Genomic DNA, 14770 nt, shown 5'->3' with positions numbered 1-14770 from the left:
CGATGTTTGAATTAAAGAACATCACCAAAATATTTGGAAATGAAGCCGCTCTGCGAGATGTATCACTTTCTATTAGCGGCGGCATGAACTACATCATTGGCGCTTCGGGCAGCGGAAAGACCACCCTGCTGCGCATTCTTTCTGCCATGGACACGCAGTATGAAGGCGAAGCATTTTATCATGGCAAGAACCTGAAAGAGCTGACTCATCAGGAGCGAGCACGGCTCTATGCAACGGAACTGGGCTTCATTGCTCAGGGGTTCCATCTGATCGACGAACTGACTGTCCGGGAAAACATTCTGGTTCCCTCTTACTTGAAATCCGATGATCCGGAGCGGAAGCTGGATATGCTGCTTCGGAAGTTCAAGATCGAAAAGCTGGCTGACCAGAAGGTTAGCACCTTGTCCGGCGGCCAAAAGCAGCGGGTGGCCATTGCCAGAGAACTGATGAAAGATCCACAGGTGCTGATTGCTGACGAACCTACGGCTGCTCTGGATGCCAAGACCGCACGGGAAATCGGTGAGTTGTTGACCACAATCGCCAAAGAGCGGACGGTTGTGGTCGTGACCCATGACACCTCCCTGATCCGGGGCAAGTGTTCTGTTTTCGAACTGGATAAAGGCGTTCTGTGCAAATGCAAGGTGACAGATACCCCTTCTAAAGCGATCAATCCTTCTAAACAAAAGAAGAGTCTCTCCCTGCGCTCTGCACTGCGTATGACTGGTGTGACTTGCAAGCGACAAGCCGGAAAACTTCTATCCCTTGTTGTTGCAACCACTATTGCTGCCTCCTGTCTCGCAGTAAACTTTAGTGGTATGCTTAGTGGAAGCAGTAACCAGGCATTTCAGGAGCTTCTGGAAAAGCAGGGAAATTCTGTGATGAATCTGATGATTGTTTCCTCTTTTATGAATGCCTCCGGTACTGGTCAGGAAACGCCAGATGCAGTACAGCAAGTCTCGCAGGATATCAGCGGCTTGCTGGAGAAATACCAGGATGACAGCCGTGTGGAAGCGATTATCATGGATGCTCCTATGGACGATATGGTCGTCACTTTGGATGGAAAAGATTTTATTATTGAGTCCACGGGTCAGGCGCCAGTATACAACAAAATGATTGCTGGAAAAATCTCTGACAACAGCAAGCATGAAATCGTGCTTCCACAGATTTTGGTTAAAAAAATGGGATGTACGAATGAGGAGATCATTGGTCAAAAATTGGATTTTATGGGAAGTGTAATCAACTGGGACAGCGGTAAACCCGTGACAATGCCGGTTTCCTTTACTGCAGTTATTTCCGGCGTTGCCGACACCTCCTATGGCATGGAATTTGAAGGCGAGGTAATGACCTTTGAACACGAGGATTCTCTATTCCCTTCTCTTGCCATTATGCGTGACATATATGAACAGGCCGGAAAAGAAGATCCCAGCTTCAACTTTATCATTCGTCCGGATTCGCCGGAACACTATCTGGAAATTTATGAAGAATTGATGGGAGCTGGCGTTGTGCCTCTGGGACAAGTTGAACTGATTCGAGATATTGTAGGCCTCAAGGGCGCTGCACTGGCGCAGGCAGGTATTTCCTATACCCTAATTGCCGTTCTTTCCGTGCTGGCTGCACTTTCAGTCTGCTTACTTTGTGGGCTGATGCGAAAAAAGGAATATGCGGTCTACCAGCTCAGCGGCTACGCCAAGTTCGATATTGCTGTGCTTTCCGCAGTGGAATACACGGGGGTGTTCCTGCTGAGCGGGTTTATAAGCGTCGTTGCGGCATGGATACTGAGCATTCCTGTGTGGCTGGGGCTTGCACTTAGTCTTGGTGTGTCGGTCGTTTGCTTTGCCGAGACCAGCCTGATTTCTTCTCTGGTCAATCCTCTGACTGCATTGAAAACAGGAGGGCGCGGATGATAACGATTAGAAACCTTTCCAAAAAATACGGAGAGCAGGTCGTGCTGGATGAATTTTCCCACGAATTTGGCAGCTGCGGAATCACCTGCCTGCTGGGGGCTTCCGGTTCCGGCAAAAGTACGCTGCTCAATCTCCTTGCAGGGTTTGACCGAGAGTACAGCGGCGATATTATCGTCGCTGGGCAGAAACTTTCTGCGCTATCAGCAGAAGCCTTGGCAGATTACAGAAAACATACTATTGGATTTATTTTTCAAGAATATCATTTGCTGACAGGATATACCGTGTTGGAGAACATCCTGCTTGCCGCTGATCTTGCCTGCTCGGAGAAAGAAAAGAACAAAGAGTGGGCACTGACGCTCCTCCGCCGTCTTGGCATTGAAGATAAAGCAAACGAAAAAACGGAAAACCTGTCCGGTGGGCAAAAGCAGCGTGTCGCCATTGCCAGAGCGTTAGTCGGTGACCCGAAGCTCATTTTGGCAGATGAGCCTACTGGCGCGCTGGATCGCAAGACAGCAAATGAAATCATGTTGATTTTGTCTGAGATTGCGAAGGAACGGCCTGTTGTGATTATCACGCATGACCACAAAATATGTGATTACGCGGACGAAATCATCTCCATAGAAGATGGAAAATGCAAGATATGGAAAGCATCGGAAAATAATTCCGATGCAGCCCATATACAGAAGTGCAGCCCGGATAATGCTTTGGTATCTATGCCGAAAAGAGCTTGGCACAATTTCCGGGTGCATTTTAAGCGGTTTCTGGGCATTTCCCTTGCGGTCACGATTGCTGTGTGTGCAGTGCTGATGTCATTTTCCTCTCAAAATATCATTGAAGAAAAGATCAGCAGTTTCGAGGAAAAGAATACTGCCTTTGCATGGGGACAAGTCCCATTGGAAGAAGGAACATCATCAGAAGATGTTCTGTCTCTGCTCGCTCGATCCGAACAGGTACAGCAGTATTATTCCCAATATCAGGTTCCAGAGTGTGACATTACATTTGAGCAGCAAACAGTATCCATTCCCACCAAACAGTTTGGAAGCATTGCGGCAGAGTCCATGAATATCGGTACAATGCCACAAGAGGGCGAGATCGCAATCACACCATCCCTTGCCAAACAGTTTGCCACGGATATACGCACCCTGATTGGAAAAGAGGTCACATTCATCTGTGGGCCGTTTTCAAAGAATCTGAGGATCAGCGGAATTTATAACGGCAGCTTTGATGACTATTATTTAGATGCCGAAACCGAGCAATTGTTGTACCGCACATTGCAAAACGAGGAATCCCCCATCTCAGTAGCCTATCAGGTCATAGGGTTTCACGAAGTATTAGAAGTTGAAACGCAGCTAAAGGAACAGGGGTTGACACCTGTTACGGCCTCTGAACAAGTGGCAAGTTTGGAAGAAACCTTTACGCAGCTCCAAACTTTATTTATGATCGTCTCCGGCTTTATTGTTGTCATCGCACTGAGTATTTGTGTGATGTTGCTGTTGAAAACAACCCGGATGCGTGCCGCTGAAATGGGGCTTTTGATGGCGCTTGGGTATCAGCGAGGACAGATTCAGCAAATGCTCCTTTGTGAAAGTTTATTCCTATCAGCACTTTCCGCTATGACCACCGTGCTGGTTTCGCTCTTGCTTACTGCTTTGTCGGAGATTTTGCCGATTCACATTGCCCCCATCCAGTTTGTACTGAGCATGTGCGGTACAGTCCTTCTTGTGTGGATCACAACGGCTGTGTCGAATGTGAAACTATTGAAAACAGATCCTGCCAAAGTACTACGGCAGTAAACGATTGCAAGGAGGAATCCGTATGGGTAAAAAAGTTGATATTTTATCGAATGGAATCACAATATTGCTCTTGCTGATTGGTATGGCATTTCTGATCCTTGGCATTTGGAGAGAAGAGTACGCTATTGTCATGGGAAAGGCAATCAACATTTGTTTGGAGTGCATCGGAATTGGATAAGAAAGTAAAAAAGTCAGAACGTTTCCGCCACTTTTTTCAAGTTTTATGGGCGGTTATTACAAATAGTTATCTCATCGGTTTTGTCCGGGGAAAGATTTATCAGGGAAAGATCAAAAATGTATGTGTGCCAGGGATGAATTGCTATTCCTGCCCTGGCGCGGTTGCTGCCTGTCCCATTGGTGCGTTACAGGCTACCATCGGCAGCTATGAATATAAGTTTGCGTTTTATGTGGCCGGATTTATGATTCTGGTCGGCACAATCATGGGACGTTTTGTGTGTGGCTGGCTCTGTCCGTTTGGTCTGATCCAAGATCTGCTGAATAAGATTCCCTTGCCATCCAAACTGAAAGTCCATACATTCAAGGGCGACAAACAACTGCGATGGTTGAAATATGTGATTCTTTTGGTCTTTGTCATCCTTTTGCCGCTCTACCTCACCGACATGATTGGACAGGGCTATCCTTGGTTCTGCAAACTGATCTGCCCAGTGGGAACTCTGGAGGGCGGAATCCCGTTGGTGCTGTTGAATGAGGCCATGCGAGCTACGGTAGGATGGTTATATGCATGGAAAAACATTATCCTGGTTGTAACCATTTTGCTGTCTATTATGATTTATCGGCCATTTTGTAAGTACATCTGCCCTTTAGGCGCAATATATTCCTTATTCAACCCGGTTTCCATTCTGCGCTACCGTGTGGATTCGGAAAAATGTGTCAACTGCGGTGCTTGTGCAAATGTCTGCAAAATGGGATGTAATCCGGTAAACAATGCAAACAGTCTGGAGTGTATTCGCTGCGGAAAGTGTAAAGCAATATGCCCTACCTCGGCAATTAAAATTCAACTTTTTAAAAATAAAGCAGAAAAGTAGGTATACAATATAAAAACTGCTCCTCAGAATAATTTCATCTCCATTTTTGAGGAGCAGTGACAATAATTACGAAATTGAAAGTGCGGAAATAATAAACCTGAGATAAAACATACCCTGCCAATAAAAAAAACGAGGTTTTGGCAGGGTAAATTGTCATGCGCATCCCCCCAATCCATCGTTTTTGGTTTGGAGGGATTTTTTATGTGCTGGTCTGATGTGACCACCCCGCTGCTGATCCGAAGCAGCGACTATTTACATCTTCTTACATAAAAATGAGGATAATTTGTTAAAAAAAGCTTCTGCTATTGGTGGCACTCTCACGCCCCGAATGTAGAAGCTATATTTCTACATAATAGTTCTTATTTTTCTTATTACCGCAAAGGTTTAACAGCCTTTGCGGTTTTTTGTTTGTCGATATTTGTCGGAAATAAGGACAAGCCTTCTTCCGGTATCGGCTGCCGTTCTCCGCCCTTTCCAATCTGAATGTTCAAACAAATCAGATTGGAGGTAAGGAAAATGGCATATAACCATGGAAAAGCAGAGTATAAATGGAAACTCTGGAAAGAGAAAGAAGAAAAAATTTTAAGAGACAGCGGTGTTACCGAAGATACGATTGAAGCAATCCGTCTCTATGACCGCCAGGTGTTTAATTCAGACAGATGATATTACGAGCGTGTGCAGGAAACAGGTACATATCTGGATACCGTAGCAGCATCCACAGATCAGGCAGAACCGAAAACAGTACAGGACTTCCTGGATCATATTGAGAATCAGGAATTGTATCATGTATTGATCACAGTGGACAGGCTTACCCTTCAGATTGTTCTGATGAAGATCCAGGGGTATAGCACCCATGAAATCGCCAGGTATCTGAAGATTACCGAAAAGGCGGTTTACAGGCGAATGGACAGGTTAAAAGAAAAAATCAAAAAAATATTTTAATATGAGGGGAAATTTATAGGTTCCCATTGGCGACAGGGTGAGAGGACGAAATCCTCCACCCTGTTTTCCTTTGTGTGGCGAAAACAGGATTGTTCCTTGACAACCAAATAGTCATTCGCCAAATACGTCCTCTTTGTGATTGTGATGAGCATAAGCGTGCGGAGCAGTACGCCAAGACCTGCCGACAAGCAAATAGCGATGAAAGGTGGTGAGCGAGCCTATACTGACTCCAAATATCGGGTAGCCCCCGGTTCCGCCATAACCCACAAAGAGCATAATGGTACTCCCGTCCAGTCACAGTCCGAGCGGTATCCAATCCGCCGCAGGCAATGAGGGCGGCTCTGGCAGACCGTCAGTTGGGGTGAAACTCCCGTGGAGTCAGTTCGCTGCTGACCGTTTGGCGACTTCCCTGCGCTTTTGCACATTTGCATTTCGGGGTGTCGAGGACAAATAGAAATGCCATGACCATAAAGCCAGACACAAGGTTATTACTGAGAACAGAGCTTTGTTTTATATGCTCCCGACCTCAAAAAGCCTTTTGCCTGGCTTATTACATAGACAGAAACCGTATGTCAAATATAGATTGGAGGGCATTCAAATGAAAAGAACTGTCAGGCGTGGAGATATTTACTACGCAAAACTTGATCCGCATATCGGCTCTGAACAGGGCGGCACAAGACCTGTCCTCATTCTTTCCAATGATACAGGAAACAGGTTCAGCCCTACGGTCATTGTTGCTGCCATTACGAGCCGAGTACGAAAGAAAACGAAGCTGCCGACACATTACTATTTGAAAGATGTTGACGGGCTTCCCGAAAATTCAATTATTCTCTTTGAACAGGTGCGCACGATTGATAAAAGCCGTCTCAAAGAGAAAGTAACACAGCTTGATAAACAATCTATGGAAAAGATTGTTTTACCCCTATTTATCAGCATGGGCGCAGAAAAAGAGCTGAAAGCAGAAAGGAGGATTTCTCATGTTTGAGGATAGAATTGCAGCATTAAATAAGGATACAGAAGCTATGCCGAGTATTCCATATGAGAAAAGAATTTATACAGTAGATGAGATCCAGGACATTTTAGGCATCGGCAGGAATTCTGCCTATAATCTTGTGAAATCTGGCGTATTTCACAGTGTCCGTATCGGCGGCAATATCCGTATTTCAAAAAAGAGCTTTGACGATTGGCTTGATAAACAAATGGATACTTGTCAAGTGTGAAAAATTCCTTGAAATGTCGGATTTGCACATTTCACTTTTTCTCCGATTTTCCCTACTATATAGCCAAGCAGAGATGCTTGGCTATATAGCATACCCTAACGGCTGACGAGCCGAAAAAAATGAATCGGAGGAAAACACAATGAAAAAGAAAAGCATGTCCGTGCGAGAAATGCGTCGGCTTCTTGGGCTTGGCAAGACGGAATCATACTGGCTCGTAAAAAAGAACTATTTTGATACGGTTATCATAGGCGGTAAGATGCGTGTGATGATCGAGAGCTTTGAAAACTGGTACGCCAACCAGCTTCATTATAAGAAAATAATTGGTGAAGCACCGGGAAAGAATTGGACATCCATCACAATGTCAATTCAGGAAACTGCCCGCTTACTTGGGATTGCTGAAGGAACCCTATATGACTTGATGAAGAAGAAACCCTTTAAAACCGTAAAGGTTGGCATGTATACCCGTATTTACATAGATAGCTTCGAGGATTGGTATAACTCTCAATCCCACTATAAGAAAGTTATCAAAAATGAGGAGGTGGCAGCATGTTTGAAGATCGCATCGCTGAATTAAATGGAGTTTCAAAAACTGCTCCGAATAAGAAAAGCTATACTGTTGCAGAAATTCGGCAGATTCTTGGAATAAGCCGCCCCACTGCATATAAGCTGATAAATCAGAATGTGTTTCAGAGTGTTCGATTGAATAGTGGCATCAGAATCGTGAAAAGCAGTTTTGATGCATGGCTCGAAACAAGAGAGTAAGGAGGTGTTTTGCATGGCATCTATTGTTAAGAGAAAAAACCGCTATTCTGTGGTTTACAGCTATACGGATGAAAACGGCGTAAAGAGGCAAAAGTGGGAAACCTTTGCCACTAATGCCGAAGCTAAAAAGCGCAAAGTGCAGGTGGAATTTGAACAGGAGACAGGTACTTTTATTACCCCTTCCGCTAAGACGGTCAGTGATCTTCTGGAAGAATACATGTCTATTTATGGTGTGAATACCTGGGCATTATCGACCTATGAAGCAAGGCGAAGCCTGATCCTCAATTATATTACTCCGCTGATTGGAGATATTAAACTGGAAGATCTGACACCAAGAACTATGGACAAATTTTATCAGGGCTTATTATCGGTCAAGTCAAAGGTGGTAAATAACCGCAGGCCAAACAATGAATATCTCACGGCTCATACAGTCAGAGAGATTCATAAGCTGCTCCGCAATGCCTTTAATCAGGCAGTAAAATGGGAACTGATGTCAAGGAATCCTGTTCTTAATGCTACCCTTCCAAAAGAAGAACATAAAGAGCGAGCAATCTGGACAGCAGAAACACTGTTCAAAGCATTGGAAGTCTGTGATGATGACAATTTGGCATTGGCACTGAATCTTGCTTTTTCCTGCTCATTGCGAATGGGTGAGCTTCTCGGACTGACCTGGGACTGTATCGACATTTCAGAGGACAGTATAAAAAATGGATGTGCCTACATCTTTGTCAACAAAGAACTTCAGCGTGTTAATCGTAATGCGTTGGAACAGTTGGGTGAAAAAGGAGTAGTCTTTAAGTTCCCGCCTGCGCTGGCAAGTACACACACAGCACTGGTGCTTAAAGAGCCGAAAACAAAAACCAGTATCCGAAAGATATTTCTTCCGAAAACAGTTGCGGAAATGCTTGTTGATCGGCATGAGGAAATTGAAAACTACAAGGCACTGTTTGGAGACGAATACTTGGACTTTAATCTCGTATTCGCTTCTACCTGTGGCAGACCGATTGAAGGACAGGTTATCAATCGAGCTTTAGGAAAGCTGATCAAAGATCATGACTTGCCGCCTGTTGTATTTCACAGTTTCAGACATTCAAGTATCACTTATAAGCTGAAACTCAACGGTGGCGATATGAAGTCCGTACAGGGTGATTCCGGCCATGCACAAATGAAGATGGTAGCTGATGTGTATTCTCATATCATAGATGAGGACAGACGCTTAAATGCGCAACGATTTGAAGAGCAGTTTTACCAGGGCAAATCAACCCCAGCAGTTGAAGAACCGGAGGAAACAACCGAACCTAAAGAAACACAGACTGAACAGGAGCTGCTTCAGAAACTTCTTGCCAATCCAGAAATGGCAGCCCTTTTGAAATCACTGGCGAAAACCATATGACACTGAGGAGCCGTTGCAAATGGATGAGTAATCATCTATGGAGCAATGGCTCCTTCTGCTATATCGTATTAAGATTGGAGTGATTGATTGAAAGATATTTTTACGGATATGCAGGCCAAAATAGGATGTCAGTATATATCTGACCTGCCCTATCATAAGCGTGCAGTTTGGTTGGAACTGAAACACTTTTGTTTGTCAGAATATCCTAAGAAACAATTAGAAGATTTTTCACACTATGTATTCGATGTACCTTACAGCGTGATACAAAATATGCTACAAGAAAATTGTGGTGGAAGGAGGTATGAGATTATAAAAGGAAAATCAACTTCTGAAGCAACACAAACTGAATGCGAGTTATCCTTATGACTTAGGAGGACAATCCAACATGGGTTGTCCTCTTTCTTTCAGGCTATTATTTACATACTGTTCTAGAGAAGTTCCAGAGCAGATCAGGAGAACTGTCCTAACACCAGATGGGACGCACCCACACAGCAACGACTTGTTTTTACTATTTAGTATTTTCCCAACTCCTGCTTTTTTGCTAATTACCTGCAAATTGAAGGGCATAAAACACCTTAAAATTAGCAGAAATACCGAGGTACAGGATAACATTCTGATGCCGTGAAAACCCAGTAAATACGGGGATTATTTAAACTTAGAAGGTAGCTGATTGACCTTTAGGAGTGCCTCTCCTAAGCGAAGGGTCGGAGGTTCAAATCCTCTTGTCGACGGTGGGTATCGGAATGATTAGCAGAAATTGTGAAATCATTCCGATTTGTCTTTATAACGGTGTAAAAAACGCTCCGTTTTACCCTCAGAATTGCAAACGAAATGGGGACTCGGGCAAAGAAATTTTCCCAACGAAAAAGTACCTATTTCCAAAACATGAAAATGAATTCTTCTAAGGAATTATGGCGACGATGCTGTTTTCGCCAGTATGGTTAGCGTTAAGTATTGTTAAAATCAGTACTTTCTTAGCAAAAATTCATTGAATGACAACTCTATATAAGTTATCGAATGACAATGCTCATTCACAGATCTGTAAATGGTCTCGTGAATGGGCATTTTTATTATGGACATGCTGTAGATTTTATTTACGGCTGCGAGTACAATATATAGATAGATCAACATAAGGAAATATAAAAATGAGGAGAAGCTATGCAGACAAGGCAGGAGGCAATACAATATTGCCATTCATTTCAAGATGTATATGAAGATTATCCATTTCATGATGATAACTGGTGTGTTATGCGTCATAAGGAAAATAAGAAAACATTTGCGCTTATTTATGATAAAGATGGTTATGTATGGATAAATGTAAAATGTGATCCGGAATGGAGAGAGTTCTGGAGAAATGCTTTTGAATCTGTTGTCCCAGCTTATCATATGAACAAAACACACTGGAATTCTATTATCCTGGATGGCTCTATTCCGGATAAAGATATCCGGCGGATGATTGGGGAAAGTTATGATCTGACGAAAGGAAAGAAAAAATGAGAATATTAGTAGATGCGGATGCTTGTCCTGTAGTGCCAATCGTAGAAAAGACAGCAAAGAAATATGAAATTCCGGTTATTCTCTTATGTGATACAAATCATGTTTTGTATTCAGATTACAGTGAAGTGATCACAGTGGGAGCCGGTGCTGATGCAGTAGATTTTAAACTGGTCAGTCTGTGCCAGAAGGGAGATATTGTTGTGACACAGGATTATGGTGTGGCTGCAATGATTCTGGGAAAAGGTGCTTATGGCATCCATCAGAGCGGTAAATGGTATACAAATGAAAATATTGATCAGATGCTGATGGAACGTCATCTGGCGAAGAAGGCAAGAAATGCAAAGAAAAAGCATCATTTGAAAGGTCCGGTAAAACGAACGGGGGAAGATGATCAACGGTTTGAAGTATCGTTGGAGAAACTCATCTCAGCAGTAGATCGAAATCCCTTACTGAGACAAAATTAGAATGAAAATGAAAAAACCTCTCTATGGTAGAAATATAATATTGTTGATATAATCACTATATGGTTCGGAGGGATTGAAAAAGAGATAATATGACATGGAGGAATGATAGATGGTAAAACCGATAATGAAAGATGTGCTCTTTCTGGGACAAAAATCAGAACCTGCTACAAAGGCAGATCTGCAGGTGGGAAAGGATTTACAGGACACCTTACAGGCAAATCGTGCCGGGTGTGTAGGTATGGCTGCAAATATGATCGGTGTGAAAAAGAGAGTGATTATTGTAAATATGGGATTCGTAGATATCGTGATGTTTAATCCGGCTTTGCTGAGCAAGGATACTCCATATGAAACAGAAGAAGGATGTCTGTCGCTTACCGGTGTGCGGAAAACAACACGATATGAAAATATCGAAGTAGAATATCATGATATGAATTGGAAAAAGCAACGGCAGAAACTGAGTGGCTGGCCGGCACAGATTTGTCAGCATGAATTGGATCATTTGGAAGGAATATTGATTTAAAAATTTTAAAATTACAGGAGTAACTGCTTATGGTATCGGAACGAACCGATGAATTATACAAGGTTTTGCTGGATAGAGGATATCCCAAAGAGTTCTGTGAAGAAATTGCCTTTAAAAATATGAACACAGACTATACTGCCACTCGGATGCTTGGATATTTGTATCGGGTAAGTGATCCCCGAATCGAGAATCTGGTGGATGAGATGCTTGCAATCTTAAGTGAAAGGGATGCGATCATCCAGAAAAAAGAAATGGAACATGCCCAGACTGTGATCAATGAGATTTACAGAAATGGGTTGTAAAGAAAAGTTGAGTAATTATGGTACTGGAAAATGATTCGAAGATTTGAAACAAGAGATCTGGACGAAGTAATGGCCTTATGGCTTCATGCAAATATAGAGAGCCATTCTTTTATAGAAGCAGATTACTGGAAAAAGAATTATGATATGGTCAGAAAACTGATTCCTGAAGCAGAAGTATTTGTGGCAGAAGAAAATGAGGAGATTCAGGGATTTATTGGTTTGACAGATACTTATATAGCCGGGATCTTTGTAAGGGCAACGGAACAATCAAAAGGGATCGGAACAGAACTGCTTCGCACCGTTATGAATTTAAATGATCAGTTGCAACTGAATGTGTATAAGAAAAATATGAGAGCGGTAGTGTTCTATCAGCATCGTGGATTTAAAATTGTGAATCAGGAAACAGATGAAAATACATCAGAAGAAGAATATACGATGGAATGGTATCGTCAGGCGGGAGGTAAAAATGAAGACAGTAATTGTTTATGCATCTGTACATCACGGAAATACAAAGAAACTGGTAGAGAAAATAGCAAAGGAATGTAATGTTGATCTGATTGATGCCGTTCAGCAGCCAAAAGCAGATCTGTCGGATTATGACCGGATTGGTTTTGCATCCGGTATATATTTTTCAAAATTTCATCAGACAATCTTAAAGTTTGCTTCTGAAAATCTGCCGGAGAATAAAAAGGTATTTATGATCTGTACTTACGGTGGAAATGCAGCATATAAACCACTGGAAGTTATTTTGAAAGAGAAGAAAACGGACATTATCGGAAAATTTGGCTGTAAAGGATATGACACTTTTGGACCGTTTAAATTGGTGGGTGGTATTGCAAAAGGTCATCCGGATGGAAATGATCTGAAAGCAGCAGTATCCTTCGTGGCTGGATTGCAGTGATTAGAACGATGAGAAAATCGGTGTTTGTAAAGTTGGTAAATTCCGACTTTTCGGGCAATTGATTATACTGTGAAATGATAAAAGAAAAATATACGAGGAGAATATTGATATGAAGAATGTACGGAAGTTTTCTGTTTTTATTAGTTCTACCTATGAAGACCTCAAAAATGAAAGACAGGCATTAATGGGGGTAGCGCTTGAGAATAATTTCATTCCCGTGGGAATGGAGCAATTTCACGCTGCGCCTACAAGCCAATGGAATGTTATAACAAAGATGATTGATGAGTGCGATTTTTACCTTCTTGTTATTGGAGGGCGGTATGGCTCAATCGATGAAGAAGCAGGTATAAGCTACACGGAGAAAGAATACAATTATGCAAAAGTCAAGGGACTACCGGTGCTTGTATTGATTAAGGAGTCTTCAGCAATCACTGAAAGTGAACAGGATATTGGAGACGAAAAATATGACAAATATACGAAAATGAAAATGCTGGAGGAATTCAGAAATAGGGTAAAGAATGACGGAAATACTGTTGATTTTTTCACAGACATAAATAGTTTAAAGTATAAAGCATCACCGACATTTAGCAAGGCCATTAACTACGTTGATGAATATGCTGGATGGGTTCGATATCGAGATATCGTAGATGTAATCAATGAAGAGGCAGAAGGGCGAAACAAGGCCAACGCTGAATTTGGAGAGCATCAACAGAAAATGTTAGAAGAAATGAAAGACATGCTGTCTCAATTTGGCAGTAAACTTACCGATATGGAGAATAACCGGTTAAGTTGGGAGGAAATCCCTACAGTAACGAGTGAAGATATCCATAAATTATTTCGGGTCGAAAACGAGACATTAATTATTGGAAATACAGAGGAAGGTAAATCAGTTGTAGGTCAAGATGATGTTGGCAACATTCCTGTGGAATCGGCTTTTCTCTTAGTGTATGCAGCTGATGGTGATGGTCAAATTATAAAGTCACAGACGCTTAGCTCGCCTACTCAGATTTTTACGTCTGGCAAGCCGTTTATGGCTGATAACTCGAAAAGAGAATCAGCAAGATGGGAAGAGGCGTTAGACCGACTTGTTGAATGGGGATGGGTTAAAGCTGTAGGGTATAAAGGCGAAATATTTGAATTGACAGGAACTGGTTACAGTAAAGCAGATTGGTTGAAGGATGGTATGAGAATTGATACTTCAAAAGACCCGCTTGACGAGTTAAAAGAGTTTGAAGATTGATATTTTATATACATAAAGTACCCTCAAATTCCTGTTTTTAGAACTCGAGAGAACGAAATTTGCGGAGGATGATATTCACAGAATGAAAGGCAAATAATATGGAATTAAAATTTTGTGCAAAAATTCTTCAAAATGAGAATATGGATGCCGCCTATGTAGAGGTTCCTTACGATATCAAAGAGCTTTTTGGAAAAGGGCGTTTGTTGGTAAATGCTACATTTGATGGTAGTCCGTATCGTGGGCAAGTGGTAAAAATGGGAACTCCATGTTACATTATCGGCGTTACAAAACAGATACGCAAGCAGATTGGCAAGAGTTTTGGTGATATGGTTGAAGTGGTTCTTCATGAAAGAGATAGTGAGAAAAGTCCAATGTGGCAATGTCCCAAATGTGGCAGAGAGTTTAAGAAAAAAGAGCAAAGTCATTACTGCGGTGAAAAGCCAAAGACGATCGATGAATACATCCTGAGCCAGGATGAAGATAAACAGGAAGATCTGCAATATATCCGTCAGATTCTTCGCAGTGCATTACCGGAAGCGGAAGAACGCATTTCATGGAGTATGCCGACCTATTGGAAAGGTCATAACATTGTTCATTTTGCTGCTTCGAAGAAACACATCGGCTTGTATCCGGGCCCTGCAGCAGTTGAAGAATTTGCTGAAGCATTGAAAGGGTATAAGACGGATAAAGGAACGATTCGTATTCCTTACGGCAAGGTCGATGAAGAACTGATAAAAAGAATTACCTTGTGGTGCTACGAAACCGGGAACCATGCATGAGGAGGAA

18 protein-coding genes and 1 pseudogene are annotated in these 14770 nt (G+C 42.4%); all 19 read left to right on the top strand.

The window, feature by feature from the left end:
• Positions 1 to 2 precede the first annotated feature (2 nt).
• The 19 genes and pseudogenes from EV212_RS06200 (at position 3) to EV212_RS13875 (ending at position 14763) form a co-directional block, all read left to right on the top strand.
• Complete coding sequence (locus EV212_RS06200) at positions 3 to 1904, top strand: ABC transporter ATP-binding protein/permease (protein ID WP_132090472.1); 1902 nt, start codon at positions 3 to 5, stop codon at positions 1902 to 1904.
• Positions 1901 to 3697, top strand: coding sequence for an ABC transporter ATP-binding protein/permease (locus EV212_RS06195; protein ID WP_132090469.1), 1797 nt, complete (start codon positions 1901 to 1903; stop codon positions 3695 to 3697). The genes EV212_RS06200 and EV212_RS06195 overlap by 4 nt, the downstream gene beginning before the upstream one ends.
• A gap of 22 nt (positions 3698 to 3719) precedes the next feature.
• Entirely contained in the window at positions 3720 to 3875 is a 156-nt protein-coding gene (locus tag EV212_RS13460) for a CD1871A family CXXC motif-containing protein (protein WP_165873318.1), read from the top strand.
• Positions 3868 to 4743 (top strand): 4Fe-4S binding protein, encoded by an 876-nt coding sequence (locus tag EV212_RS06190; RefSeq protein ID WP_132090466.1) that lies wholly within the window; start codon positions 3868 to 3870, stop codon positions 4741 to 4743. The genes EV212_RS13460 and EV212_RS06190 overlap by 8 nt, the downstream gene beginning before the upstream one ends.
• Before the next feature lie 516 nt (positions 4744 to 5259).
• A pseudogene (locus EV212_RS13930) lies at positions 5260 to 5685 on the top strand (ECF-type sigma factor).
• 598 nt (positions 5686 to 6283) lie between these two features.
• Positions 6284 to 6670 (top strand): type II toxin-antitoxin system PemK/MazF family toxin, encoded by a 387-nt coding sequence (locus EV212_RS06175; RefSeq protein WP_132090463.1) that lies wholly within the window; start codon positions 6284 to 6286, stop codon positions 6668 to 6670.
• A complete protein-coding gene (locus tag EV212_RS06170; RefSeq protein WP_008727012.1) occupies positions 6663 to 6905 on the top strand; it encodes a helix-turn-helix domain-containing protein in 243 nt (80 codons plus the stop codon). The genes EV212_RS06175 and EV212_RS06170 overlap by 8 nt, the downstream gene beginning before the upstream one ends.
• Before the next feature lie 139 nt (positions 6906 to 7044).
• On the top strand, positions 7045 to 7479 hold the full coding sequence (locus EV212_RS06165) for a helix-turn-helix domain-containing protein (RefSeq protein ID WP_132090460.1): 435 nt from the start codon (positions 7045 to 7047) through the stop codon (positions 7477 to 7479).
• Positions 7452 to 7667, top strand: a complete 216-nt coding sequence (locus tag EV212_RS06160) for a helix-turn-helix domain-containing protein (protein WP_132090457.1) — start codon at positions 7452 to 7454, stop codon at positions 7665 to 7667. The genes EV212_RS06165 and EV212_RS06160 overlap by 28 nt, the downstream gene beginning before the upstream one ends.
• A 13-nt stretch (positions 7668 to 7680) precedes the next feature.
• Complete coding sequence (locus tag EV212_RS06155; protein WP_132090454.1) at positions 7681 to 9060, top strand: tyrosine-type recombinase/integrase; 1380 nt, start codon at positions 7681 to 7683, stop codon at positions 9058 to 9060.
• An 87-nt stretch (positions 9061 to 9147) separates the two neighbouring features.
• Entirely contained in the window at positions 9148 to 9426 is a 279-nt protein-coding gene (locus EV212_RS06150; RefSeq protein ID WP_207669077.1) for a hypothetical protein, read from the top strand.
• A gap of 792 nt (positions 9427 to 10218) precedes the next feature.
• The gene (locus EV212_RS06145; RefSeq protein WP_132090451.1) at positions 10219 to 10557 is read left to right on the top strand and encodes an MmcQ/YjbR family DNA-binding protein; all 339 of its coding nucleotides are present in this window, start codon (positions 10219 to 10221) and stop codon (positions 10555 to 10557) included.
• Positions 10554 to 11021, top strand: a complete 468-nt coding sequence (locus tag EV212_RS06140; protein ID WP_132090448.1) for a YaiI/YqxD family protein — start codon at positions 10554 to 10556, stop codon at positions 11019 to 11021. The genes EV212_RS06145 and EV212_RS06140 overlap by 4 nt, the downstream gene beginning before the upstream one ends.
• A 109-nt stretch (positions 11022 to 11130) precedes the next feature.
• Positions 11131 to 11541, top strand: coding sequence for a peptide deformylase (locus tag EV212_RS06135; RefSeq protein ID WP_132090445.1), 411 nt, complete (start codon positions 11131 to 11133; stop codon positions 11539 to 11541).
• Between the two features lie 29 nt (positions 11542 to 11570).
• Positions 11571 to 11843: a hypothetical protein gene (locus tag EV212_RS06130; RefSeq protein ID WP_132090442.1), complete on the top strand. Its 273-nt coding sequence runs from the start codon at positions 11571 to 11573 to the stop codon at positions 11841 to 11843.
• A gap of 30 nt (positions 11844 to 11873) precedes the next feature.
• Positions 11874 to 12389 carry an N-acetyltransferase gene (locus tag EV212_RS06125; protein WP_132090439.1) on the top strand — a complete coding sequence of 172 codons (516 nt, stop codon included), beginning with the start codon at positions 11874 to 11876 and terminating at the stop codon, positions 12387 to 12389.
• A complete protein-coding gene (locus EV212_RS06120) occupies positions 12310 to 12744 on the top strand; it encodes a flavodoxin family protein (protein WP_132090436.1) in 435 nt (144 codons plus the stop codon). Before EV212_RS06125 ends, EV212_RS06120 begins: the two co-directional genes overlap by 80 nt.
• A gap of 109 nt (positions 12745 to 12853) precedes the next feature.
• Positions 12854 to 13984 (top strand): DUF4062 domain-containing protein, encoded by a 1131-nt coding sequence (locus tag EV212_RS06115; protein WP_132090433.1) that lies wholly within the window; start codon positions 12854 to 12856, stop codon positions 13982 to 13984.
• Between the two features lie 98 nt (positions 13985 to 14082).
• On the top strand, positions 14083 to 14763 hold the full coding sequence (locus EV212_RS13875) for a DUF1905 domain-containing protein (protein ID WP_132090430.1): 681 nt from the start codon (positions 14083 to 14085) through the stop codon (positions 14761 to 14763).
• The last annotated feature ends 7 nt before the right edge of the window (positions 14764 to 14770 follow it).

Source organism: Frisingicoccus caecimuris (assembly GCF_004340975.1).
In the GTDB taxonomy this organism is placed as follows: Bacteria; Bacillota; Clostridia; order Lachnospirales; family Lachnospiraceae; genus Frisingicoccus; species Frisingicoccus caecimuris.
This window is presented reverse-complemented; position numbering and strand designations above follow the sequence as displayed.